This is a genomic window from Streptomyces sp. NBC_01298, from assembly GCF_035978755.1.
Taxonomy (GTDB): domain Bacteria; phylum Actinomycetota; class Actinomycetes; order Streptomycetales; family Streptomycetaceae; genus Streptomyces.
The window spans coordinates 127,337-151,730 of sequence record NZ_CP108415.1; the positions used below are offsets into that span (position 1 = coordinate 127,337).

Here is a 24,394-nt window from a genome sequence, read left to right on the forward strand (position 1 = left end):
GAAGCCATCACGGTCTACCGTTCGCGCCGATCCGGGCGCCTTCGTCAGAAGCGGGACTGAAGCCGGTACTCAGGCCCGAGGTTCTGTCCCGCTCGCGCGGTGTGCGTGATGAGGCAGAAGGCCCGGGCCTCATTATGGAAGGCCGCCCCGAAGCCGGGGTGCCGGGATGCCGCTCCGTATGCACAGGCTTCACGGATCTCGTGGTTCCCGCTGTTGACGATCGCTGCCGCCAGGTAACCGGTGACGAGCTCGGGGGTCGTGGCCTGCTGGTCGTCGTACAGCTGGGGCCAAGCCACCGGCGTCGGGGCCTCTCCCGCAACGGGCACGTCGGCGTCGCGGTGCTTGGCTCCGGGGTTGAGCACACCGGTGATTCCGATCCAGACTCGGGATCCGGAGGTGAGGGTGACGGCCAGCCCAAGAGGCCGGCCATCCCATCGCTGCACTTCGGCGACCCCGGGCGCGGCGGCCAGAGCCGACTCGGCGAACTCGCGAAAACGCTCAGGCCGCATCGGCGCTCCTCGGGCTGGTCGGCGGGGATGCCGCCAGCGTAGGCGGAGCCTCCGACAATGGCCGTGAGCGGTCCCGCCGTCACCGGCGGGGCCAGTCGGCGCTTGACTGGTACAGCGTCCTGGCGGCCGGAGGTCACCGGCGCGAGTGTCCGGGCCAGCGTGGGTGGAGCACGCCGCGTCTCCCCGCGGTGCCTGGCCTTCGATTCCCGCGGTTGCGCGCTGGTTCGGGTTCGTTCCGCGGTCTCGGGCCGGTCTCTTGGTCAGTCCGTTTCCGGGGTGGGGTTCAGGCACGAGACCAGGTCACAGACAGATGCGTAGATCCCCGTGGCTTCCCTGACCGTGTGGCCGCACGCAGCGAGAGCCTGCCGTGCTGCGCTCCGTGCGGTACGGCAGGTCGGGTCAACCCTGAGCGCGTTGGCGACTGCCTGCTCGAGCTCCCGAGCTCTTTGATGCTGCTGGCGGCTGGGCCTCTCGGCCATGGAGAAGGGGCCGCTTCGGAGCGCGGTTGGCGTCCCGGGCGCGCGGGCGGCAGAGCTCGCGAGGAGCGCAGCCGGATCCGGCCTTCCTTGTGGGTCTCGGGCATGGTCGGGCCATGCGTCGATCAGCATGAGGACGACGATGGCGGACAGGTCCAGGACGCCGCCGGGACCGTATCCGATGTTGAGGAGTCGCCTCATGGTTGCGGGGCCGGCCGCGTCAGCGTCATCTCGCCGCTGTCGAGCGGTACCCACGAGACCGTCGGCCAGCTCGTGCAGAAGCACCCAGTAGCTGTCGGTCCTGACAGCAGGCCTGCTTGCCGTGGACATCATCAGCTGCGTCTCTCGTGATGCGTGAGCTCCGGGCGGAGCCGGGATGGGGCGTGCTCAGGGCGCCGGAATGGTCCAGGCGCGCAGCTGGGCGGAAACCTCGCGCAGGTCGTCGATGCCCTTGTGCTTGATTCGCAGAACGAGGGCGAGGGCGTCCTCGGGTTCATAGGTCATGTAGACCTCATTCGTTGCGAGGAAGGTCTCGGCGCAAAGCCATGCGAAGAAGTGGTTCTTCTTCTCCAGCGGCTCGTGGAGCACGATCGTCTCGAGCATTGCGGCTGCCTTGAGCCAGAGGGAGCTGTAGACGTCCTGGTGCATGTAGTGGGCTCGCGCTCGGGCACAGACAGCGTCGAGGATTCCCAGATCGCGGCATGCCGGGTCGCCGGGGAGGGTCTGGGCGATCTGCAGCAGCTCTGGTGGGGTGAGGAACCGGGTCACGCGGCGTGACTCTGGTGTGCCTGGCCGAGGTCACGGCTGCCGAGCGGCGCCGGATCCGGGAAGGAAAGGCCAGGTGTGACCTCGGGCCGAGGCTCCTCGCTGTGCTCCGCGAATGCGGGCGCGAGGCGTGCAACGCTCTTACGGGCACGCGTCAGCGCGTCGAGGAACGGGTCATCGGCGGCGTCCAGGGCCGCGTCACGCACGAACGCCTCGGGCGACTTTCCGACCACGCGTGCCGCCTTCGCCACCCGGTCGTACTCGTCCGGGCTGAATCCCGTCGGCAGTCCGTCACTTTGCTCCATAGGAGCGACGGTACCAGCGTGATCATGATCCCGACGAGCGATCTGCGCGACTGACGCACGCCCAGGTGGGACCGGGCCGTGCCTACTGCTGCCAGGTGCAGCAGACTCCCTGGTCAGTGCCTGGGAAGGGTCGGCTGTTCGGAGCGTGTCAGTGGCGGGCTTCAGGGCACGGGCGGTGCGACCCAGACTGCGACTCCGGGGAGGGAGTCGGTCGGCTGGACTCCGGGACCCCAGCCGCCGAGCACAACCACGCCGGGGCTGTTGGTGGGGACGCCGCGTTGGGCCCTGAGGCGGAAGCCGGCGTAGAGCGGTCTTGCCCTGACCGGCCTCCCGAATGCTTCGCCGACGAGCAGGGGTTCGAGTTCTGCGGCGTGGAGTTCTTCTGATCCAGCCGGCCATCCCCCTCCTCGACCCCCGTTGCTGCTGCGCCTGTGAAACCCCCGCCGGGCGCGGCAGCGCCGGTGGATGATGGCTCTTCGGCACCCAGCGCTCTGTGGCTGCCGCCGTTGTGGAGAGAGGACCGTCGTGCCGCTGGATCTGAGTCTTGTAGGGACCGGCCCCCAGGTGCCGCTACTGCGGCCCCGAGAGATCTACGCGGCTCTTGCCCGCCGCCCCTGGCCCTACCTGCGCCACGAGCAGGGCGAAATCCTGGAGGCGTGGTTCAACGCCCGCACGCGCCGGGACGTAGTGATCAAGCAGAACACCGGCGGCGGCAAGACCGCCGTCGGGCTGCTCATCGCCCAGAGCACCCTCAACGAAGGCCTGGGACCCGCGATCTACCTCGCTCCCGACCGCTACCTGGCAGCACAGGTACGTGCAGAGGCGGAAGCGATGGGCCTGGGAACGACCGATCAGGTCGAGAACCTCGCGTTCAGGGCCGGGCGGGCCATCCTGGTCACCACCTTCCAGAAGCTGATCAACGGCCGGTCCGTGTTCGGCGTGGTCGGGGACGCCCGGGAGAAGCTCGACGTCGGCATCGTCATCGTGGACGATGCGCACGCCGCGCTCGCCACGGCCGAGGCACAGTTCCGCCTCACCGTTCCGGCCGCGCACGCCGCGTACACGGAGCTGAAGACCCTGTTCGCGTCCGACCTGCAACGGCAGTCCCCCAAGGCATGGGCAGACATCCAGGCGAACGACTACACCGCCACGCTGCCCGTTCCGTTCTGGTCGTGGGTCGACCAGCAGGACAAGGTCATGGCCATCCTGCATCCCCACGCCGACGACCAGGACTTCAAGTTCACCTGGCCGCTCATCGCCGACGTCCTGCACCTGTGCTCCGCGACCTTGACCAGCGATGGCATCCAGATCGCTCCGCCGGCTCCGCCGATCGCGATGATCCCGGCCTTCGCCGGCGCGGGCCGCCGGGTCTATCTCACGGCCACCCTCGCCGACGACAGCGTCCTCGTCACCGGCCTCGACGCCCGCCCGCAGGATGTAGAGCAGCCGGTCACCCCCGGCAGTGCGGCCGACCTCGGGGACCGGATGATCCTCGCCCCTGTCGCCCTCAACCCCAAGATGGATCCGGAAGCCGTACGCAAACTGGCCCGCCAGTTCGCCAACGGCGACCGCAACGGAGACGGAACCCCTGACTCGCATCCCGTCAACGTCGTGGTTCTCGTGCCGAGCACCGCGGCCGCCGCTGCATGGCACCCGTACGCCGACCAGGTCGTGCACGCCGGCGAGCTCCCCGAAACCGTGAGTTCCCTCCGCAACGGGCACGTCGGCCTCGTGGTCCTGGTCAACAAGTACGACGGCGTCGACCTTCCCCGGTCGGCCTGTGAGCTGCTGATCCTGGACGGTGTCCCCCGGCCCATGGACGCCACCGAACGCCGCGAGGCCGGAGTTCTGTCCGGCAGCCCCAGCCTCCTCGCCCGCCAGATCCAGCGCATCGAGCAGGGCATGGGACGCGGGGTCCGCGACACCGAGGACCACTGCGCCGTCCTGCTGCTGGGCAGCCAGCTCTCCATCGCCCTGCACGACCCCAAGCAGCAGTCCCTGTTCTCCCCCGCGACCCGCGCCCAGATCGACGTCAGCAGCCGCCTTGCCGAGCAGCTGGAAGGCAAAGGCCTCGACGGGATCCGCGAGGCGATCGGCCTCTGCCTCGACCGGGACCCCCAGTGGCGCGCGCTCAACCGATCGGCCCTGGCCTCCGTCCACTACGACGCCAGGGGCACCGTGCGCGCCGAGGCAGTCGGCGCCCGCGAGGCATTCAACCTCGCCACAACCGGCCGCTACGACGATGCCGCCGCCCGCTTGCAGAAGGCGCTGGGTTCCGTCACCGATCCGGCGGTCCGCGGCTGGATGGCCGAACAGCGCGCCGCCTACCTGCACCACGTCGACCCCCACATCGCCCAGCAGCAGCTCTCCCGCGCCCTCGACGACAACCCGTTCGTCCTCAAGCCCGTCGGCGGTGTCACCCCGACCCAGCTGCGGCCCGCGGCGGCACAGGCCGAGGCCTGCGCCGCCTATCTGAGGGAGACATACGCCGACGCCACAGCCCTGCTCCTCGGCGTTCAGGCGCTCCTGGAGAAGGTTGTCTGGCGGGACAAGGACCGGGCGGACGAAGCCGAGCAGGCATGGGAGGGCCTCGGCCGGCATCTCGGGTTCACCAGCACGCGGCCCGAGAAGCTGTACGACACCGGTCCGGACAACCTGTGGATCCTCGGGCCCGCCCGGCACGCCGTCATCGAGCTCAAGACCGGCTGCGTGACCGACACCATCTCCAAGCACGACCTCGATCAGCTTGGCGGCAGCGTGCGCTGGGCAGCGCAAACCCTCCCGGACGGCACCCAGCGGATCCCGGTGATCGTCCACCCCAGCAGGGAGACTCACGGCCAGGCGATCACCGTCGACGGCATGCGCGTCGTCACGCCCGAGAAGTGGACCGAGCTCACTGCAGCTGTCCGAGCCTGGGCCGAGTCCTTGACCCTTGGCCAACACCGCTGGCAGGACCCTCAGGCCGTGGCCGAACGACTCACCTTCCACAAGCTGACGGCCGGGACGATCTTCACCGCCTTCGCGCTGCCGCCGGCAGCAGCTACGGGCTGACCTCCCCCACCCCGACCCACAGCAGGTCTCCGTGGGCGCAACGAGCCACGGACTCGTACCGTCCACGGAGACCCGACGGCGATCGACGGTCGGGTCCCCGTGCCCGCGCGCGACGCACGACGTGCCGTCGCGGGTCGGCATCGCCCAGGGACACCGCCAAGTCTGGCCACCAGCGCGGCCTGCCCGGGCCTTCATGCCGCCCTCGAACTTGTTCGGCGCAACTCCGCCCGCACCCGTGCGGCCCCCAACCGGTACGGGTCCGTCTCGTCCAGCTGCGGCTCCTCTCGTCGGCGCTCCCGTCCCTCTGCCAGCGCCGCGGCTACGAGATGCTCGGCTACCCGCAGGCGCGCGGCCTCGGCCGCGGCTCGCGCTGAGCGGTGGGCGTCGTCAGCCGACGGATGCAGGTGGGTGCGCCGCAGCTCAGCCTCGAACGCGCCAGCCGCTTCCGCCTCCGCCCTGGAGCCAAGCGCCAGAGTCGCGAGGGCCGCCCTGCGGCGCTCCCCTGCAGTCAGCTCCGCTGCGAGTTTGGCCATGCAGGCGGCCGTCTCCGCAGTGGCGCCCTCCACTCGTCCGCGACTTGCGGCCTGCTCCGCCTCGGCCCGGACCTCAGCCGCCGCGTGGTCGGCGGTCCTCTCGCGCGCGGCCAGCGAGGCGGCGGCCGTCCAGGTAACGCGGGCGAGGTCTGCGCTCTCGGCAGCAGCCAGCTCCACCGCCTGCCAGCTGCTGCAGATGCCGCACACCTCGGCCTCCGTCTGCCCGCCGCACTCCAGGCAGGGCGCAGCCATGCGCTCCGCTTCCAGAGACTTCACCTGCGCCCGGTGAGCCGCAACCGCGGCGTCCCGTGCAGTCCGTTCCGCAATGGCCCGCTCACGGTGAACGGCGCGACGAGCCTCGTGCTCTGCGAACTCCTGCCGCAACAACGTCTCGAAGTCCTGCCTGGGAGCCTGTCCGGGCCGTGCGAGGGACAGGCTGCCGGAGAGCCGGGCAGCGACACTGTGGCGGAGGGCTCGGCGGTCCGCGATGAGCAACACGCAGGCCGGGCAGGTGCCTTCGGTGTCCATGCGCCGGCCTTCGTCGCAGCGGTTGTCGTAGCAGTTGCCGCGACGCGGCAGGGCGCGGCCGATGATCCAGCCTGCTGGATCATCGATAGACGCCTGGCTTTGACGCTGTTGGGTAAGCCGCCGACTGAGCCGGGCATTGAGCAGGCGCTCAGCCTCGCCAGGCCCGAAGACACCTCGCAACAGCTGGAGCTCACGCCGGGCTGCGGCGACTACCGCATGCCGGGCGGCCCTGCGCGCCACCTGGCCAAAGACCGCCTCCACGGGGGCCAGAACGGTCGCGAACTCTTTCGGAACCGAAGCCCAGCTTTGCGGCGCGTCGGCCGACTGACCCGTCCAAGCAGCGAGTGTCTGGCGGGCGGCATCCTTGCTGAACGTGCTGACTTCCGAGGGGGAGAGCATGTGCTGTTCTCCGCGCAGCGGGCTCTTGGCCGGGGCCGGTGCCTCGGGTGAGGCAGGCGCATTGGGCGACGACACGGTGTGGTCCTCGCACGCGCACGCGCGGTCCGGCTGCCTTCCGTACCGCCCCCTGGCTACGCCGGAAAAGCAGAAACGGTCTGCAGATTGGCTCGGTTGAGTACCCACAGCAGGGTGGTAAGTGTGAAGGGGTGCAGCACCGGAGCGCTCTGGAGCTGTGGGAGTTGCCGGTCCCGTGGACGCTATCCCTGCAGATGGGTGCGTACGGTCCGCCGGGTTCCGCTGATCAAGATCTCCGATTGCAGTTCCGGGGAGCCCATCCTCGGACCAGTGGTCGCCGCCAGCCTTGCCACGGTTGGACGCCTGTGTCCAGGTGAGTGCCCGTCGCCCACTCGCTGCAGTCACCAGACCTGACCCTCGCCCCTGGTGCGCGATCGTGCGTGCGGCCCGGCGGTTCGCAGCCCGCCTGTCCATCCAGGCTGCGTGCGCATCCGCTGCTGCCGGCACCACGAGACGGGTCTTGCCCAGCAGTCCGGATCGTGTGCGGACACGCGTAGTCGCCACGGCGCCGAAGGAACGCAGCCGAGATAGGACCTTTCCCCCACCGGCCGGCTTGCAGCCCAGGAGCCTTGCAACGGTCGCCGCCGCCCGGCCCTTCCCCGTCTGCACGGTGCCGCCGACGAGGGGCACACGCCCCTGCTCGTTCGCGTGCAGCACCATGAGGAGAAGTGCGAGGCGATCGGTGGCAGCACCGCGGCCTCGCCGCTGAGCAATTCGTCCGGCGGAAGTGGCGTTGGCGCCCCAGCCGGGTGCGAACAGGTCTTCGATCAACCTCAGGAGGGTGGCGAGTTCCTGCTTGTACAGGGTCAAGGGGTGCTCGCGTGATTCCGAAGTCCGCGCTCGCCACATCGGCATGATGACGCATTCGAGACCTGTGATCCGGCCGGTCTCAGAGCTGGTTATGCGGTACTGGACGATGCCCGTCTCACGGAAGTGAGGCAGAACACTGTGGTCGACCGTGGACTTCGACATGCCGATCCATCGACCGAGCTCACGGGCGCGGATCTTTGTGCGGCAAGAGTCCGACTCGCTCTTCGCCGCGAGCACCAAGGTGCTCAGCCGTATGTCGTCCGAGGCCCCGTCGAGAGCGGGGTCTTCAAGCAGACAGAGGACTGCAGACAGGAGACGGCTCCGCATGCCCTCAGACAGCAGTAGAGGGTGACGGGGTACTCCGCGCTGGTCGAGATCGGGGTAGTCCATGGTGTCGGCACGCCCTCGGGACGGGCCGGATGGGGCGGGAGGTAAGAGGATCAGTGGCGGCTTGGCGGAGTGGGGACTCGGTCCGGTTTCAGGCATGACTGAGCCGGCCCCAGGGCGGGCAGCTATGATGTGCTCCAGTCGAGGGTTTGAGTACGTACTGCATCGCCACCCGGCCCACCTGGGGAGGTTGGACAGCCGGGCATGCGACGTGATTCAGCTAGGTATGCGTGTAGTGCTCACCCCCTCATCTGGCAGCACAAGCGGCTCGGGACTGGACTCCCGGGCCGCTCTGCGTTTCGGTCCGAAGAGCGGTGCTGCTCGGGCTTATGTCTTCTGTGCTCGAGCTGACCGACGATTGCTGGCCCTGCTACGTGGTGTCGCGCAGGGTGTTGAGCAGATCAGCGAAGGCCCTCTCGAGGCCGGGCGTGACGGCGATGGTGGCCCGGGACGACGGGGTGTGGGGGGTCCCGTCGACGTCGATCACGGAGGCGCCTGCTTCACGCGCGATAGCCACACCCGCTGCCACATCCCACAGGTGGTTGCTGAGTGCCACGCAGGCGTCCAGCTGGCCGGATGCGACCCATGCCAGGTCGATTGCTGCCGATCCCAGCATCCGGACGCGAAGTACCTTGGCCGCCAACAGCTGGGTCAGGGCGAGGCGCTGCTCGTTGCGTTCCGCTGCCTGCTCGCCGACCGCGTAGTCGCCCAGGCCGACAATCGCCTCGCCCAGGTCGCTGTTCGGCCGAACTTGGAGTCGTTGTCCGTTGGCGGTGGCGCCGAGTCCGCGGGCCGCCTGGTAGCGCTCGCCGAGGAACGGGAGGTCGATGACGCCGAGCATGGCCTCCTGGCCCTGCATCAGGCCCAGCGACACCCCGCAGAGGGGAATCTTGTGGGCGAGATTCGCGGTGCCGTCGACAGGGTCAAGAACCCATTGCAGTGGTGCAGTGGTCCTGCCGGCCTGGCCGCCTTCCTCGCCAAAGAAGCCGATCTCCGGAGTCTCCCTGGCAAGGAAGGCTCGGACGTGTTCCTCCACCTCGCGGTCGACGTTGGTGACCATGTCGCGCTCCCCCTTGGCCTCCACCTGTCCGACCGCCGTGCGACGGACCAGGTGCGATGCTGCATCGACCGCACCCTGGGCAACAGCGAGCAAGTCGCTCATCGTGCTCATGCTTGCGCACCGTGCCTTTCCCACAGGCTCGTGAATACCCGCTCAAAGGTGGGGAACAGGCCGCCGGATGAGGGGCGCTTTCGGAGAAGCATGGTCGGGGAGTCGACGCCGCGGGTCTGGGGCAGGTAGGGCTGGGCCACGCAAAGCTGGCCGTCGATGAGGAAGACGTTGAAGCGGATCGGCTCGTCGTACACGGCGAACTGCAGACGCGCTCTCGCGTCCTCGGTGAGGCGCTCCGACAGCCGCTCCATGATGCCGAGGTTCAGGGCGGTGAGAGCGGAAAGCTGCCCCTCTGGGTAGCCCTCCTCCGCCTCACGCTGCTTGATGAACTGACCGTGAGGGTCCAGGAACAGACAGCACAGTGTCGCGCCACCTTCGATGATCTGCTGCAGGCGACTGTCCGAGTACGTCTGGCACAGCATGTTCAGGGAGAGACCGCAGGCCTTGATGTCGCGGGCATCGTCGAAGAGCGAGGCGACGGACGTGGTGGCTTGGAACTCCGACCGGCTGGCGTAGATGCCGGTGAGATCGGCGAACTGACTGCCGACGATGTCGGTGAGGACATCACGAGGCTGTCCCTCGCCCACGCCCGTGCTCGCGGATCGGATGATGAGGTCGACCGCCATCATGACGTCCCCCGGCGGGGTGGCATCGGACTCCCAGGCCTCGAGCGTGTCCACGGTGATGGGCCACCCCATCATGGACGCGAGCAGCGACGCGAACTCCGCCTGTGACATGCCCTTGACCTTCCGAGCAGTCTCCAGCTGGCTCCGAGCGAGTTGGCCGAAGTCCGGCCGGTAGTTCGACCTTGCTCCGATCGAGACCACCTTCGCTGCTTGCCCCATGTCTCCCCCTCCACGTCTATCCCGGTGAGTCATTGTTCAGGCACCAAGAGGCTGGCTCTGGCTGCCCTCAACCCCGTCGCCACCGTCGTCGGACGTCGCAGCATCCCGCTGGTACGGCTGGCCCAGCCGGCCGTAAAGCTCGATGAGCTTGGCCTCAAGCCGTGACACGTGGCGGCGGAGGTTTCCCAACTCCCGCCGCATGGCGGCCACAGCTTCATTGTCGGCTTCCTGCATCGCACCCAGCAGGCTCTGAACCGACTCCAGTCCGGCTGCGAGCTCCGCCAACGAGGCTTGCTCGTCTTCGAGGTCCGCCGGGCGAGCGCGCACGTAGACGCCCTTGCCCGGGTGACCTTCGAGAATGTGCCGTCCCTGAAGCTCTGCAACGGCGCGACGGACCACAGGCTTCGATACGCCGTACTCCGCGCACAGGCCGTCGGTCGATGGGATCTTCTCACCGACCGGCAGCTCTCCGCTGCTGACCTTGCGCAGCAGGTCGTCGAGGACCCTGCGGTACTCGGGCTGCGTCCTGGCTCCATCAGCCACAGAGCGGCCTCCCTTGTATGCCTGGTTGTACATGGTCCCCCTAGTGCAGCACAACGCCGGGACCGAAACCACCACAACCACTACGTGAGCAGCCATCTCGCGAATCACCTCCTTGACAAACTATGTATACCAGGTACTACCTTGATTACCAGGTTGAGGCAAGCGGCGACCGGCGTAGTCGGACTTCCGATTTGCCCCTACCGGGCTCAACAAGCCCTCAAGCCCCGGCTCTTTGCGGGGAAGCGGTCGGCAAGGTCCGGCCCCTGATCGATCAAGGCCCTCTGGGAGACCCGCTCGCGGGAGGACCAGGGAAGGCCCCGCAACTTCTGAACTGCACAGTGGACTGCGCGGAATGACGTGAGACGCACTCATCCGGACGGCGAGCAAGGACCCCGGTCCGAGCCGCCGCGCCGAGTGCCCTATCCCCCCACGCCGTGGCAAGCACCCAGCGATTGCTGGGGGCGGGGAGGAGCCCCTGGCTCTGCGGCATCCAGCGCATGTGGCGGCATAGCCGCCCCCGGTCGGCGACCGGGACACCAAACGCCCGGCGGCACGCCAAGCGCACCGGCTCCACGGACCACCGGAGCGGCCGCCCGCTACACCAGAGCGTGACGATGGCGCGCATGCCAGAGCGTAACTGGCAGTCGAGAAGGCCTTTCGGCTTCCTCGTCTCCTACGCGTCACCCTTCGGGCCGTGACGTGCATCCGGCACATCCAGACGAATACCTGGCGTGCCCGCGGTACGAACCGCAGATCGGGTTCTGCCGCATCGGTTCTTCCGGGCTCCACAGCCCACACCGGTCAGGCCAACTCGTGTGCTCCTCGCAGACTGCCTGCCCGGAACCACCCTTCGAATGCAAAGAGGTGATTCGCATGGATTGGCGACACAACTCCGTTTGTCGGGAAGAGGACCCTGAGCTCTTCTTCCCCATCGGCAACACCGGCCCGGCGCTGCTCCAGATCGAGGAGGCCAAGGCGGTGTGCCGCCGTTGCCCCGTCATGGAGCAGTGCCTGCAGTGGGCGCTCGAGTCCGGCCAGGACTCCGGCGTCTGGGGCGGCCTCAGCGAGGACGAGCGCCGTGCCATGAAGCGCCGCGCCGCCCGCAACCGGGCCCGCAACTCGAACGCGTGACCCCTGCGGTCCTCCGCATGGCAGACGTCCGTGAGCTGGTGAACCCAGCTCCCAGCCTTGCCCGCTGACGGACGAGCCCGGTCCCACACGCCCGCAGAAATGCGAGGCGTGCGGGAGCCGTGCCCGTCTGGGCAGCAGAAAGGGCCCCCCCATTCGGTGCTCGCAACACCAAGAGGAGGGCCCCATCCGCGCCCCGGCAACCGCCGTGGCGTACGTCCCGCACCACCTGACAGCAGCAGGAGTACCGGACATGGCCCACTTTACGGCCACCCTCCCCGCCCCCACGGCGGGACCGATCAGCCTCGACCGCTTCCTCCTCGACGAGGACGCCGGGTTCGACCAGCTCCGTCAGTGGCTCGGCGCCCACCAGCACCGCGCCGCCGAGCTGGAGCTGACCATCCCCCTGCCGGTCACACCGTCCCTTGCCACCGACGTGGTCCAGCTCCTCGCCGCCCCCGGCATGGCCTTCAACGACCCGGAGAACCGGGACCGGGCGGAGATCGTCGCTCACGCCGGCCAGGCCACCATCCGCATCACCATGGACATCCTGATCGGCGGTGCCAGCTGATGGCCGTCGACCAGAAGGCGACCCGCACCGCCCACCACGCCCGCCTGGTCGAGCGGGCTCGCGCAGCCGGATATCGGCTGCCCCCGCTCGACGCCCCGCCCGTCGACCCCCGCGTGGCCGAGCGCATCGAGATCGCGATGTGCCGCGCCCACCTCGGCCGCAAGGCCGGACCCCGCCGGGGGGCCTGCTGATGCTCCGCTTCCTGTTCAGCGAGCCCGAGCGCCACGGCAGCACGAGGGGCAAGAGGTCCGTCTTCAAGAAGCCGGACCGTTCCGCCCGGGCAGCCTCCGCCCGCGGCGAGGCCTTTCGGATCAGCGGCCGGACCTCGAAGCCCAAGCGTGGCTGGGGGAAGCGCTGATGAGCTTCCTCAACCGCCTCCTCGACAACGGCTCCCCGCGCCAGACCGCCAAGGCCAACCTCACGACCGGCCGGGTCACCACCGAACGCACCGGCGCCCGCAAGGCGGCCGGACGGATCGGGGCCTTGTCCGCCCTCGGCAAGAAGAACCGCACCTGACCCCCGGCTCGGCCGCCCCCGCCAACCCAGGCGGGGGCGGCCGACCCCTGGAAGGAGAGACCACCATGCGCTGCACCCCCGACAGCTTCCCGCAGATCGCCAACCCCAACGACTTCCAAACCGCCGTCACCGACGCTATGGCCGAATTCCAGGTCGAGGAGACCACCGCCGAGCGGTTCCTCCTCCTCGGCATGGGGCTGGCCGTCATCTACGACGAGGTCACCGCGCAGACCAAGCTCGGCGAAATGGTCGCCAAGGCCGCCGCCGACAAGGAGCCCTGGGGCACCCAGTGGGTCGCCTCCATGCTCCGCAAGCACAGCGACGAGCACCGCACCGTCTACCAGAAGGCGATCGAGCTGGGCATCGACCCCGTCGCCGCGCTCCGGCTCACCGCCGGCCTCAACGAGGAGCAGGCCAGCACTACCGTCGCCATACTCCGGGCGGAAGGCGGCGACCAGTGACCAGCAGCCGCACCTCCAGCGACTTGTTCGCGCAAGCCCTGGCGTCCGAGCACGCCGCGACCCTCGCCGTCCAGCAGGGCAACGTGGCGCTGGCCGAGTTCCACCTCCGGTTCTGCCGGATGCGCCGCGACCTGGCCCGCGACCTCGCCGCTCGGGAGTGCAGGTTCTGCAACGGGTTCGGCGCCGTTCCGGGGCCCTGCCCGGTCGACTGCGCCGAGCACGACGAGCCGCGCACCGGGAGGCACTGGGAGCCCTGCCCCAGCCTGACCGGCCACCCCACCCCCGAGCCGCCCCTCGCCGCCCCGGCCCCGGACCGCTGCCCCTGCAACCCCAACGGCACGGTCGGCCACCACCAGGGCGGCCCCCGCTGTGACGTGTGGGAACCCGCCCGGTGACCGCACACCTGGCCACCCTGACCGGCCTCATGGCCCTGGCCTTCGGCAAGGCGCAGCACACCGACGCGCTCCCCGAACTCCGCGGCCTCCTAGGCGGCCTGACCGCCGCGCTCGCCCTGCTCACCGCTTCCACCTGGCAGTGACCGGCATCGAACGACGTCGTGCTGAAACCGCGGCCCGCCTCACCCAGGCGCGGCTTCAGCACGGCCTCGGCCGACCGGCCCCTTCACCACCATCAAGAAAGCAGGCACATGCCCCACCCCACCGACCAGCAGGTAGCCGACCTCCGGGAAGCCCTGGGCCACTACACCTCCGCCACCGCCAAGGCCCTCATGGACGAGGGGCTGCCCACCAGTTCGATCAGCGTGTTCGACGGCGAGGACTCGAAGCTCGACGCCAAGCACGCCGAGACGGAGTCCTACATCCAGTTCCCCGTCATCCACGCTCTGCGCCACGGCCCCCGCCGCACCATCGCCCAGCTTCGCTGGGACGGCTTCGCGGGCTGGGAGTACAGCGTCGAAGGCGGGGGCCCGATGATCGAGGTCTTCATGGGCGCCGGTCTCACCCCCGACCCTGCACGCGTTGCCTCCTTCGCCACGGCCTGCATGATCGACCACACCTCAGTGGGCAGCCGAGAGAAGCCCCGCTACCGGTCGCTGGGTGAAGGGCTCGACGGGCTGACCGCCATCCTCGACGGCTACGCCCGCGACAACGGCTTCCGCCGCCTCAGCGCCGACGAGACCTATGCGGACGCCCGCGTGCTCGCTCTGCGCCGTGGCCTGGCGGCCGACCTCACCACCGCGCAGGCCCCCGTCTCCGTCCCCCTGTACCCGGGCGAGATTCGGGCCCTGACCCGCCTCATCGAATGGATGCCCGACAACGGCTACGAGTCGCTGGGGGAGCTGCTTCGGTACCTCTCCCACGACCTCTCCGGCCGCGCCACCGCTGCCGCCCCGGCAACCGCCCCTGACGCCGCGTTCACCACGGCGCTGGCCGAGGCCGACGAGCAGCGGCAGGCAGGGCTCTAGCCACCCTCTCCGCCTGGGCGGCAAGGATGCGCACTCGCAAATCATCCTGTCGCCCAGGCGGCCCCAGTGGCCCCAAGAGAAAGGAGCAGTGCCGGTGTCCGGCACCCCCACCAAACCCGTCATCACCCGCCCGCTGCGCATCCTCATCGGCGTGGTCATCTTCGGCGTGCTGGTCATTGCCGGGATCGGCTTCGCGGGGTCGTACGCCGCGGTCCAAGCCCTCGCCATCAAGAAGGGCTTCGGGGCCTTCGCGCACTGGTTCCCGATCGGACTGGACGCCGGCATCGTCGTACTTCTCGCCCTGGACCTGATGCTGACCTGGCTGCGCATAGGGTTCCCGATGCTCCGCCAGACGGCGTGGCTGCTGACCGCCGCGACGATCGCCTTCAACGGCGCAGCCTCCTGGCCCGACCCGCTGGGCGTCGCGATGCACGGCGTCATCCCGATCCTGTTCGTCGTCTCGGTCGAAGCGGCCCGCCACGCCATCGGCCGGATCGCGGACATCACCGCCGACCGGCACATGGACAGCGTCCGCTTCGCCCGCTGGTTCCTCGCGCCGGTGCCCACGTTCAAGCTCTGGCGCCGCATGAAGCTCTGGGAGCTGCGCTCGTACGACGAGGCGATCCAGATCGAACAGGACCGGCTCCTCTACCAAGCACGACTCCAGGCCAAGCACGGGCGCCGGTGGCGGAAGAAGCTGACCATAGAGGAGCTGCTGCCGCTGCGGATGCTCCGCCACGGCGTGCGTCTCCCCGCGCTGACTACGGGCGGTCACCGTGAACGCCGTGAGAACGGCGCCCCCGTTCACGGCCTCGACGGCCCGGGGACCATAGCCGAGAACGTGAACGACATCGAGAACAGCGCGCCCGTTCTCGCCCTCGCGGTCGGCACCGACACCACCGTGAACACGCCCGTTCACGGAGGCGAGAACGCGGGCGCGGACACCGTGAACACGGGTGAGAACAGCACCGTGAACACCGACCCGGACACCGTGAACACGGGCGAGAACACCGAGAACGGCACCATGAACACGGGTGAGAACGAGCCTATTCACGGTGCCGAGAACGACGACACCCTTTCCCTGTTCTCACAGTTCAGCGACCGTTCTCGGCCCCCCGAGAACCCCGTGGGTGTGGCCGTGAACAGCGTGCCCGTTCACGCCGCTGCCGCACCGCGCCCGCCCGCTGTTCACGCCTCAGTCCCGCTGCCCGTGGACACCACCGATACCGCCGACCCCGGCACCGTGAACGCGGATGAGAACAAGAGCGAGAACGGCGGCGAGAACAGCGACGACACCGAGAACGAGAACGAGGAAGGCGTTCTCACCCCGAAACAGGAACGCAAGCGCGCCGCCAACGACTTCTTCAACGCCATGGCGCTGAACCCGAATCTCACGCTGAGTGCCTATGCACAGGACCCGCTCGGCAAGTCCAAATCGTGGCTGAGCAAGGCCGTGAACGAGAACGGCGGACTGCCAGGCCGGCAATCACCCCGACAGACTCGTACACCAGTACGATTCCCTGACGGGGAGCCAGGAGTCTCCCCGTCAGACAGGCACACCACATGAACGCCTGCACCGCGCGCGCCGCCAAGGCCGCATCGCCCATGGGCGACGCGCCCGCCGCACCTGGGCAGTGCGCCCCCCTGCGGCCCCACCGGCACGCGCGCCACCACCCCCGCTAGCAGCACGGGGCCCTGCTGCAACCACCACAGAAGCACTCAGGGCCCCGTGCCTTTACCCCAGCCTTCACACACCAGGAGGGCACCACCATGCCGCACGTACCCCGCCTTCTCCGCGGCTTCCGCCGTGAACGCCCCGTCGTGCCGGGGAAGTGGGACACGATCACCCACCTCCCCTCCCGCAACGAGCCCGACGCCGATACGACCCCGTCCACGCCCGTGTGGGCGCAGCCTCAGCCCGGCTCTCGAGAACGCCCCGCCTGGGCGGCTCCGGACGCCGACGAGATCTTCGTCCGCCGCCAGCTCCTCATCGTGTGGGCCGAGTTCGGACTGGGGGGTACCTGATGGACCCCGACCAGTACCCGCCCAAACCCCCCTACGACCCGGGCCACCCGCCGCCCGACCAGGTGCCGTGGCACTCCATCACCCCAGCTCAGGACCCCCACAGCCCCTACACCGGGCCCGACATGCGGGCCATGGCGGAGACCTTCGCCGACGCCCTCGCCACCCGGCTCGCCCCCGAGCCGGCCAAGCCGCGGCAGGTCAGCCTCCAGTGGCTGCGCGACTGGCTGTCCAGCCCCACCGGACGCCAGTTCATCGTGTCGGCGCTCACCACCGGCCCCATTGGCGGCGCCGCCCTGGCCCGGTTCACCGAAGACACCCCCGACGCCGCGCCGTTCGGGATGGTCGCCCTCGCATTCATCGGCTTCGGCCTGGTCCACCTCGCCTACCACAAGTGGTGGTCCGTGCTCCTCGTATGGGGCGCCGCCCTGTCGCCGGTCTACTACCCGCCCGCCCTGCTGTCCGCCATCACCATGCTTACTGGAGCCGCCTCATGAAAACCGTCAGCCTCGGCATGCTCGCAATCGGCCTGTGCGTGTTCTTCGGCCGGGTCTCCTGGTGGTGGTTCAAGTCCGGCAAGGGCGCCCGCAACGTCCGCGAGCTGCTTCCGTTCCTCACCAGCTGCGCCGCCCTGGCCCTCGTTGGTGCGTGCGTCGGGGGTCTCCTCGGCACCCTGCTCGGCTGGATCCTCGAGGGCTTCGGCTGGGTCGGTGACACCGCCCTGGAGAAGGGAACCGGAGCCGACGCCGTGTCCGTCAGCCGAGCCGCCGAGTTCGGCACGCTCACCCCGTACGGATCCGTGCTGATGCTGGTGATCGTCGTCGTGATGATCGCCTTCTGGAAGTCCGCGGTCGGCGTGCTGAAAAAGGAACTTGGCTTCGGGTCGGTCGCTGGCATCTGCCTCGGACCGTTCTTCGGAGCCGTAACCCTCACCCCCATGGTCAACAGCATCGGTGCCAGCACCATCCAGGCGTGGTTCTTTGCATGACGTCTTGACCAGCGATGTAACCGCGTAACCCGGTAACCGGGACCCCTGCTGTACCCGGTTACCGGCCCTGTGACCGTCCCCAGCACACCCTGGGTACACGGTTACAAGGCCCCACTGCTTGCCCGCCCGAACGGAGAACTGCAATGAGCACCACCCCGGACAATGCTCCCGAGCTGTACCAGGGTGAGTGGGTCTGGGACGCCGAGATCGTCGACGACATCCCCTCCCCCACCGCCCCAGATCCCGGTACGGCTGGCCCCGATCCCAGGACTCCCGACAGCGAAAGCGGAATCAGAAATCCAGGCCGCTCCCACCGCGTCGTACAGGCGGTGTGGACCGGCATCCGGATCGTCGGCACCCGCACGGGTCCCGGGTACCGCAATGCCTTCCAGGTCACCGCACACTGGCTCTCTGGACAGAACATGTCCGACGAGGAGATCCGCCGCCGAGTCGTCTTCCGTGCTCTTGCTCTGTATCGAAAACAGCGGGCCGACGCTGCGGCTGCTCTGGCCGCCGCCGAGAAGCCTGTCGCGGCCTGGGCCGCCCGCGCAGCCCGGCAAGGACTCACCGCGCAGGAGAAGACACTCGCCGCGCAGGCCGGCGAAAAGGCCCGCCGACACCGCGCCGCCGTGGAACACCTGACCGCAGAATCGTTCATCGCCGTCTGGCCGACGAACGACGAGGTCGCCCGCGCCCGGCGGACCGGCGGGGCCGGCCGCTTCGTCACGGCCCTGGTCGGACTCGGCGTGGGCGGGTTCGCAGTCATCCAGTTCCCCGTCAGCGCCCTCCTCGCAATCCCGTTGTCCCTCGCCGGTGCCTGGTGGCTCACCCGCCACCCCATACCCCTCACCGAACGGTCCCTTCCCCCGGTACTGCAAATTCCCGAACTAGAAACTGCAATGCCTGCCGGGCTGCACGGCCAGCAGCCCCACCCCACTGGTCTGACCCCCACCTACGACCCGAACACCGTCACGCCAGAGACCGAAGAGTTCACTCGTGCCCTCTACGGGGCACGGCTCCTCAAGCCGCCCAAGAGCGAAGACGGACAGCCCGTCATCTACCCCCACGCCACGATCGTCGGCGAGGTCGTCCGCGACCAGCTCGGCTGGCAGGCCTTCATCGTGCTGCCCGCCGGACAGGACCTGAATGCCGACAAGATCATCAACCGGCGGGTCGACATCGCCGGAGAGATGGCCGTGGACGAATCGCTGCTCCTCCTTGAACGAGTCCGCCCCGAAGCTGGCGGACACGCCCGCATGGTCAAGGTCGCCCGCTTCCACGTCGACCCGATGACCATCTCCTACCGATCCCCGCTCATCGGCCGCACCGAACCCCTCGACGTGTGGAACGACGGCGCGCCCGTCGCCTCCGACCCGCGGGGCGAGATCATCGCCATTCTCATCCGGGACATCGCGATCATCCTCGGAGGCGCGTCCCGCTCCGGGAAGGGCGTCGCCCTGGCCGCACTGATCTGCGCATGCGCCCTCGACCCCCGCGTCAACCTGCGGATCATCGACGGCAAGGGCAGCGGCGAACACAACCGCACCGCCCGCATCGCCTCAACCTTCTTCAAGCACTCACCGGAACGGCTCCTCGCCCTGCTCCTGGTCTTCAAGGACGAGATGGACCGCCGCTACGCGCGACTGTCCGACCTCGGCCGCTCCAAGCTCGACGAAGACCTCCTCCACGAAATGCCGATCGAAGTCATCGCGATCGACGAGCTTTACCCGTACACCACCCACCCCAAGCTCCGCGCGAAGATCATTCGCCTACTGATCCTCCTCGGCTCCCAAGGCCTCGGCGCCGGCATCATCCTCGTGCTCACCACGCAGACCCCCCTCGTGGAGGTCATCCCCCGGCTCCTGCGCAACAACATCGCGGGCCGCTGGGCCATGCGCTGCGAGGACGCCACCAGCTCCAACACCATCCTCGGAGACGGCCGAGCAGGGGCCGGGTTCAACGCGTCCCTCATCTCCGACGAAACCCGTGGAGTCGGATGGCTCGCCCTCGGTGGGAAGCCCGCCCTGCGCCGCTCCCACTACCTCACCGACCAGGAGGTTGCCGACATCATCACCAACGCCTTCGAGCTGCGCCGCCTGGCCGGGGTCCTGCCCGGCCAGTGCTTCGATCCGATCGAAGATGCCCTTTACTCCCTGACTGGACTGTCCACCGTGGCGGGCGGCCAGGGCGGGCGCGGCAGTGCCGAAGGGGGCACCTACAACACCGACGCCTACGACGCTGACGCGGACGGATTCGATCCCGACGCCGACCCAGAGGAAGAAGAGGATCCCGCCCACCTGGACCAGCTGCTCACCACCATCGCCGACCTGTTCGAAGGAGAGGCCAAGGCGCACCTGGCCGACATCGCCGCCCGCCTCAACAAGGACGGCACCCAGGGCACCGACTGGACCTCGTCCACCGTGGGCGACGCCCTCCGCGCGGCCGGCCTCGAGGTGAAGCCAGTGCGCGCGGGAATGACCTCGAAGTCCGGAAAAGGCATCGACCTGACCGCCCTGAGAGACCTCGCCGAACCCGAGTGACCACCCGCCGGTGCGGCCGGAACACGATTCCGGCCGCACCGGCGGGATCAACTCAACTCGTCCGAACCCGTCTCAGCACAGACACATATGGTGCAGCCTCCTGCTATGGCTGCCCACCCCATCACCGCATCCCAGGCCGCTCAGACCCTCCGCGAGATCGCCAACGGCACCCGCGACCCCCGGGCCGCATACGCCTACCCTGCCGAAGCAGCAGCGACGATCGACGCCATTCGTGAGTGCGCCGACCTCCTGACGGAGATCACCCTGAACCTCCACAGCTACGTCCGCGCCCACCTCCACACGGAGACCTGGCGATCTACGGACCGCAACCCACCCCGGACATGGACTGAGAACGCGGTCAACGGCACCAACAACGCCAGGCATCACAGCCGCCAGCTTTCCGTGCACCTCGACCTGGCGGCCAACGCCCTGCGAAACCTGGCTCCCAAGTAGAACCTCTTGCCGCCGGCGCCGAGTCCGGCACGGCCAAGGCCACCTCCGCGCCGCGGGGGTGGCCTTCGTGTATCCCACCCAGGAAGGAGCACCACTGTGAGTAGCCGCGCCAACAACGCCCTCAGGCGCGCCCGCGCCTGCACAGGCAAGAAGCGATTCACCAACCCCGAGGACGCAGACCATGCCGCCTCCGAATACAGCCGCTTCAACCCGTCAGCTACGCCAAAGCGCTCCTATTCATGCCGCCACTGCGGGGGCCTGCACATCGGCCGCACGCCCTCACCCGGCGACGACCGGCGTCGCCGCTGAGCCACCCAGCCCCCCTGGCCGTGCCGCACAAAAGACACGCCCGGGTCAGCTGGCTATCGACGCATACATTCCACCTGAGAAAGAGTCAGCAGGTTATGCCAAGAATCGTCACCATCATCAGCTTCGGCTACATGCACGCCAGCGCCGTGCCCGAATCCGATCTCGCTCTCGACGTCCGCAGGCTGGTTCCCGCCGTGGAAGATCCCGCTCTGGACGGCCTGACTGGCCTTGACTGCCTTGTCCAACAGCGGGTTCTCGCCTCCCCGGAGGCGCGGAGCCTGGCTGTGCAGACCGCGGTCGGGACGCACATGCTGATGGACGACACGGATCTGGCGCAACTGACGATCGCCATCGGTAGCTTCGGTGGCTGCCGCCGTGCTGTGGTCATCGCGCGGCACATCGCCACGAGGTTGGCAGAGCTGAACATTGGGGGCGCATATGCCCTTGTCGTCGAGCACCGCGACCTAGGACGGCCTTCCTAGGAGCAGGGGAAGCATCAATGGCTTCTCGCTCACGGAGTGCCTGGCCCGGAAGTGCCCTGGTGCCGGAATCGACCAGTCTGCAGCTGAACAAAACGCAATGGGCCGACCTTGTCCAAGGCCGGCCCATGCGGACTACCTGAGTTCCGCTCGTGTCACAGATCGAGCAGAAAGTCGAACTCGCCGGCTTTGGCCGCCTGTAGCCACGCGCGGGCTTCGCTCGGGGTGTAGACGAGCGGGGGGAGGTCGGGGTTCTTCGTGTCGCCGACCAAGGCGAAGCCGTCCTTCGTGCCGACCCTGACGCAGTCGCCCCCGCCACCGCTGTACGAGGACACCACCCACTCGATGTCCGAAAGGTCCAGCTCGGCCGCGGTGGGCTTGCTCTTGCTCACTTGCTAACTCTCCTAGATCATCTTCTTGATGAGGGCACGCGTTTCAGCGGGGCACAGGGCCCGCTCCCATAGATCCGTAAATACCCCGTCGTAGTAGTCCACGTCCTCGGTTTGGTCGAAATAGACTGACCGCTTTGCGAGTTCACACCAGACGACGTCCTGGTCGGCGTCATCGAACCCCATCAGCACGAAAGGGCCAGCCATGCCTGGGTGGATACCGAGGCTGTCCGGCAGGACGCGGATGGTCACCTTGCCCTGCTCCGTCAGTACAAGGAGGTGCCGGAGCTGGTCTCGCCGTACCGCTTCGTCACCCACCTGGCGGCGGAGGACTTCCTCGTCGAGCAGGGCTTGGAACTCGTGCAGTACGTCTCCGCCGAGGACCTGTCGCTGGCGGTCCATACGGACGTCGACCAAGCCGCGGACGTCCGCTGCGCTGAGCTCGGGGCGCATGGTTTCGATGGTGCGCTGGGCGTAGCCGCAGGTCTGGAGAAGTCCTGGCACTAGGCGAGGCTGGTGGTTGCGGAGCTTGGCCGCCTTGCGCTCCAGCTGGAGGTAGGGCTCGAATTTCATCGGCCCCAGAAGAGCAGCATGGCGTCGCCAGAGAGGTGGTCGGCGTCGGCGACCGGCTGGGGTGGTGTCCACGCTGAGCAGGCCGAGAACGTACCGGCGGGTCTCGGACTCGGGCTCGGTCTCGTACAGGTCGAGCAGTGCTTCGATGAGGCCGCTCGGGATCCTCTTCAGCTTCCCGTTTTCGAGCTTGCTCAGAGAGGAGACGTTCGTCCGGATGCCGCGCGCGCCCAGAAGGTCAACGACAGCGCTCTGCGTCAGACCGTGGCGCTCCCGCAACTCCTCGAGCCTGCTGCCCACTTCTCTGTGCGGAAGAGACCAGGGGACCTCTGCATCGGACATGGTGGCCAGTGTGGCCTGAAGGCCCCTACTCCAACAACCGATTCTATGGAGAAATTTTCTCGGTTGTGTTGCGCGGAACACACCGAGAGGAGCATCCTGGCCGAGGTCACAATCCGTGGTGCCTCTGTCGCGCCTCGTGGAATGTGCCAGCTGGCCGTGGTTGCCGGTGCTCGTCCCGCCGTTGTCCGAGGAGGGCTGTGTCGATGCCCCGCCCCACCTTGTTCCGCGTCCTGCTTATGGAGCGCAGGTGGGACCGGTGGAACACCTTCTGCTTACGCTTCGAACAGGCAGCCCGCGACATAGCCAAGGAGGTCAACGCACCCAGGCTGGCCCGCATCACGGTGCCGCGGCGCAGCTTCGACCGGTGGGCGAAGGGGGACTGGCAGGGCATGCCGCGGCCAGATACGGCTCTGGTCCTGGAGCGGCTCTTCGGCGTCCCCTGCCGGGATCTCTTCAGCCCTGCCCCGGATACCGTCCGCCCACAGTCCCCCATGCCTGATCGTGACCGCCTGAGCGCCTCGCTTGCGATCACGGAGAGCTGGTCCACGAGCCGTCTTTTCATGTCCTCGGGGGAGGCGCCCGGCTCTTGGGAGATGGTCGGTCGGCAAGCGCTGGACGGGACGGCTACCGCAGTGGCCTTCCGTCCCGTCACCCGATCCGGTTCGATTGCTCAAGTCGACATCACTGGCGCCGACGCGTTCGACCGCTTCCTGCGTTCGGCGAGCCGCGGGTTCCTCATCGGAGTGGACGAGCGGGAGAGCACCGCTCAGCTCTTCGTGATCGACGCCGCGAACGCCCGGCGCGCCCGCGCCATGGCACCCGGACGCAGCACCCTTGATCTACAGGCCGCGCACGTGCTGGACGATCTCACCTACGGTCTGCTGTGGTCGCTCGTCCAGTTCGACGACGGACTACTTGCCGACGACTCCACTCTGGCCCAGGAGCAACAGGTCCTAGACACCTACCTCGCTCTTCCGCGGTCGGCTCCCAGCCGCCTGGCAATGCCCGACCTCACCACGGCGGGAGCGCACTGGCTGGGATCAAGCTTCTGCGCGCAGCACATCATGCGCCGGCTCGACGGGCTGTCGGGGCCCCCGGTCTTCTGGACCCGCGAGCAGACCGGCGAGCAGGCAGCCGCGTGGCTGTGGTTCCAGCACAAGCTCGACTACCTCAGGGCCCTGTCAGCACGGTACGCCGTCGGCACCGCGCCGATGTCTCGCGCCTTCTGCATCCCGGAGAGCGCGGTCGCGCGAAGCGACAGGTACGAGCGGGTCCTTCTCCTCTTGGCCGTCACCCTGATGGAACTGCAGGGCATCCGTGTCGATGTTCTCGCCGACCCGGAGTACTCGGAGATGGACGGGTTCGCCATGATTCCCGAACAGCGTGCAGTGGTCGCCAACTGGGTGCGAACCGACGAGATCTGGGCTGTCGACACGGTCACGCAGCGCCCCGCCCTCCGGGGATACCGTGAAGCGACCGGCGAAGCCCAGGCACACAGCGTGATGCGGGGGCCTGATCCGCAGGCCCGGCTGCGTGCCCTGGCCGGGTACCTGGACGTCGACTGGAGCTGGCTGGTCGTACGGTGCCGTGAGCTGGCGGCGTGTGGGATAGCGAGCATCGTCCGTCCCCGCAGCCGCCACCTCAGCGTCGAGGCCTTGGACGAGGTGTTCCACTTCCTCGGATCCCTTGCCCCCGACCGCTGAGAGGCACGACGCTGACTCAGACCTGTGCTTGATCCTCTTCTGTGAAAGGCAGTCGCCGTGGCCCTCACCTCCCAGGCCCCGCCCCCGCGTGTTCTGGTGCTCT

At 68.5% G+C, this 24,394-nt stretch carries 27 protein-coding genes; 18 read left to right on the forward strand and 9 right to left on the reverse strand.

What is annotated here, in order from left to right; all coding sequences use genetic code 11:
- Positions 1–44: 44 nt before the first annotated feature.
- The 3 genes from OG730_RS41855 to OG730_RS41865 form a co-directional block, all read right to left on the reverse strand.
- Positions 45–509 (reverse strand): hypothetical protein, encoded by a 465-nt coding sequence (locus OG730_RS41855; RefSeq protein WP_327309823.1) that lies wholly within the window; start codon positions 507–509, stop codon positions 45–47.
- A gap of 863 nt (positions 510–1,372) precedes the next feature.
- Entirely contained in the window at positions 1,373–1,753 is a 381-nt protein-coding gene (locus OG730_RS41860; RefSeq protein ID WP_327309824.1) for a fic family toxin-antitoxin system, toxin component, read from the reverse strand.
- On the reverse strand, positions 1,750–2,055 hold the full coding sequence (locus OG730_RS41865) for a hypothetical protein (protein WP_327309825.1): 306 nt from the start codon (positions 2,053–2,055) through the stop codon (positions 1,750–1,752). Before OG730_RS41865 ends, OG730_RS41860 begins: the two co-directional genes overlap by 4 nt.
- Before the next feature lie 525 nt (positions 2,056–2,580).
- Here OG730_RS41865 and OG730_RS41870 point away from each other — a divergent pair.
- Complete coding sequence (locus OG730_RS41870) at positions 2,581–5,106, forward strand: DEAD/DEAH box helicase (protein WP_327309826.1); 2,526 nt, start codon at positions 2,581–2,583, stop codon at positions 5,104–5,106.
- Positions 5,107–5,297: 191 nt separating this feature from the next.
- On the opposite strand, the gene OG730_RS41875 is transcribed toward OG730_RS41870, so the two are convergent.
- The 4 genes from OG730_RS41875 to OG730_RS41890 form a co-directional block, all read right to left on the reverse strand.
- Positions 5,298–6,641 (reverse strand): hypothetical protein, encoded by a 1,344-nt coding sequence (locus OG730_RS41875; protein WP_327309827.1) that lies wholly within the window; start codon positions 6,639–6,641, stop codon positions 5,298–5,300.
- 1,567 nt (positions 6,642–8,208) lie between these two features.
- A complete protein-coding gene (locus OG730_RS41880; protein WP_327309828.1) occupies positions 8,209–9,009 on the reverse strand; it encodes an inositol monophosphatase family protein in 801 nt (266 codons plus the stop codon).
- A complete protein-coding gene (locus OG730_RS41885; protein WP_327309829.1) occupies positions 9,006–9,854 on the reverse strand; it encodes a DUF5919 domain-containing protein in 849 nt (282 codons plus the stop codon). The genes OG730_RS41880 and OG730_RS41885 overlap by 4 nt, the downstream gene beginning before the upstream one ends.
- 36 nt (positions 9,855–9,890) lie before the next feature.
- Complete coding sequence (locus tag OG730_RS41890; protein ID WP_327309830.1) at positions 9,891–10,397, reverse strand: GntR family transcriptional regulator; 507 nt, start codon at positions 10,395–10,397, stop codon at positions 9,891–9,893.
- Positions 10,398–11,270: 873 nt separating this feature from the next.
- Between OG730_RS41890 and OG730_RS41895 the strand changes: the two genes are divergently transcribed.
- The 16 genes from OG730_RS41895 to OG730_RS41970 all read left to right on the forward strand — a co-directional run bounded on the left by OG730_RS41895 (position 11,271) and on the right by OG730_RS41970 (position 21,290).
- Complete coding sequence (locus tag OG730_RS41895) at positions 11,271–11,528, forward strand: WhiB family transcriptional regulator (RefSeq protein WP_327309831.1); 258 nt, start codon at positions 11,271–11,273, stop codon at positions 11,526–11,528.
- Positions 11,529–11,778: 250 nt separating this feature from the next.
- Positions 11,779–12,096, forward strand: a complete 318-nt coding sequence (locus OG730_RS41900) for a hypothetical protein (protein WP_327309832.1) — start codon at positions 11,779–11,781, stop codon at positions 12,094–12,096.
- Positions 12,096–12,287: a hypothetical protein gene (locus OG730_RS41905; RefSeq protein ID WP_327309833.1), complete on the forward strand. Its 192-nt coding sequence runs from the start codon at positions 12,096–12,098 to the stop codon at positions 12,285–12,287. Before OG730_RS41900 ends, OG730_RS41905 begins: the two co-directional genes overlap by 1 nt.
- A complete protein-coding gene (locus tag OG730_RS41910; RefSeq protein WP_327309834.1) occupies positions 12,287–12,454 on the forward strand; it encodes a hypothetical protein in 168 nt (55 codons plus the stop codon). The genes OG730_RS41905 and OG730_RS41910 overlap by 1 nt, the downstream gene beginning before the upstream one ends.
- A complete protein-coding gene (locus tag OG730_RS41915; RefSeq protein ID WP_327309835.1) occupies positions 12,454–12,612 on the forward strand; it encodes a hypothetical protein in 159 nt (52 codons plus the stop codon). The genes OG730_RS41910 and OG730_RS41915 overlap by 1 nt, the downstream gene beginning before the upstream one ends.
- A gap of 65 nt (positions 12,613–12,677) precedes the next feature.
- Positions 12,678–13,073 (forward strand): hypothetical protein, encoded by a 396-nt coding sequence (locus OG730_RS41920; protein ID WP_327309836.1) that lies wholly within the window; start codon positions 12,678–12,680, stop codon positions 13,071–13,073.
- Entirely contained in the window at positions 13,070–13,468 is a 399-nt protein-coding gene (locus OG730_RS41925) for a hypothetical protein (RefSeq protein ID WP_327309837.1), read from the forward strand. Before OG730_RS41920 ends, OG730_RS41925 begins: the two co-directional genes overlap by 4 nt.
- Positions 13,465–13,611 carry a hypothetical protein gene (locus OG730_RS41930; protein ID WP_327309838.1) on the forward strand — a complete coding sequence of 49 codons (147 nt, stop codon included), beginning with the start codon at positions 13,465–13,467 and terminating at the stop codon, positions 13,609–13,611. The genes OG730_RS41925 and OG730_RS41930 overlap by 4 nt, the downstream gene beginning before the upstream one ends.
- A 108-nt stretch (positions 13,612–13,719) precedes the next feature.
- Entirely contained in the window at positions 13,720–14,496 is a 777-nt protein-coding gene (locus OG730_RS41935; protein ID WP_327309839.1) for a hypothetical protein, read from the forward strand.
- A gap of 94 nt (positions 14,497–14,590) precedes the next feature.
- A complete protein-coding gene (locus tag OG730_RS41940) occupies positions 14,591–16,063 on the forward strand; it encodes a DUF2637 domain-containing protein (protein ID WP_327309840.1) in 1,473 nt (490 codons plus the stop codon).
- Between the two features lie 203 nt (positions 16,064–16,266).
- A complete protein-coding gene (locus tag OG730_RS41945) occupies positions 16,267–16,521 on the forward strand; it encodes a hypothetical protein (RefSeq protein ID WP_327309841.1) in 255 nt (84 codons plus the stop codon).
- A complete protein-coding gene (locus OG730_RS41950; protein WP_327309842.1) occupies positions 16,521–17,015 on the forward strand; it encodes a hypothetical protein in 495 nt (164 codons plus the stop codon). Before OG730_RS41945 ends, OG730_RS41950 begins: the two co-directional genes overlap by 1 nt.
- Complete coding sequence (locus OG730_RS41955; protein WP_327309843.1) at positions 17,012–17,506, forward strand: hypothetical protein; 495 nt, start codon at positions 17,012–17,014, stop codon at positions 17,504–17,506. Before OG730_RS41950 ends, OG730_RS41955 begins: the two co-directional genes overlap by 4 nt.
- A gap of 143 nt (positions 17,507–17,649) precedes the next feature.
- Entirely contained in the window at positions 17,650–20,046 is a 2,397-nt protein-coding gene (locus OG730_RS41960) for an FtsK/SpoIIIE domain-containing protein (RefSeq protein ID WP_327309844.1), read from the forward strand.
- 105 nt (positions 20,047–20,151) lie between these two features.
- Entirely contained in the window at positions 20,152–20,499 is a 348-nt protein-coding gene (locus tag OG730_RS41965; RefSeq protein WP_327309845.1) for a hypothetical protein, read from the forward strand.
- A gap of 404 nt (positions 20,500–20,903) precedes the next feature.
- On the forward strand, positions 20,904–21,290 hold the full coding sequence (locus OG730_RS41970) for a RapZ C-terminal domain-containing protein (RefSeq protein WP_327309846.1): 387 nt from the start codon (positions 20,904–20,906) through the stop codon (positions 21,288–21,290).
- A 152-nt stretch (positions 21,291–21,442) separates the two neighbouring features.
- On the opposite strand, the gene OG730_RS41975 is transcribed toward OG730_RS41970, so the two are convergent.
- Positions 21,443–21,679, reverse strand: a complete 237-nt coding sequence (locus OG730_RS41975) for a DUF397 domain-containing protein (protein ID WP_327309847.1) — start codon at positions 21,677–21,679, stop codon at positions 21,443–21,445.
- A gap of 12 nt (positions 21,680–21,691) precedes the next feature.
- Complete coding sequence (locus OG730_RS41980) at positions 21,692–22,588, reverse strand: helix-turn-helix domain-containing protein (protein WP_327309848.1); 897 nt, start codon at positions 22,586–22,588, stop codon at positions 21,692–21,694.
- A 203-nt stretch (positions 22,589–22,791) separates the two neighbouring features.
- Between OG730_RS41980 and OG730_RS41985 the strand changes: the two genes are divergently transcribed.
- Entirely contained in the window at positions 22,792–24,291 is a 1,500-nt protein-coding gene (locus OG730_RS41985) for a transcriptional regulator, XRE family protein (RefSeq protein WP_327309849.1), read from the forward strand.
- Positions 24,292–24,394: the final 103 nt, after the last annotated feature.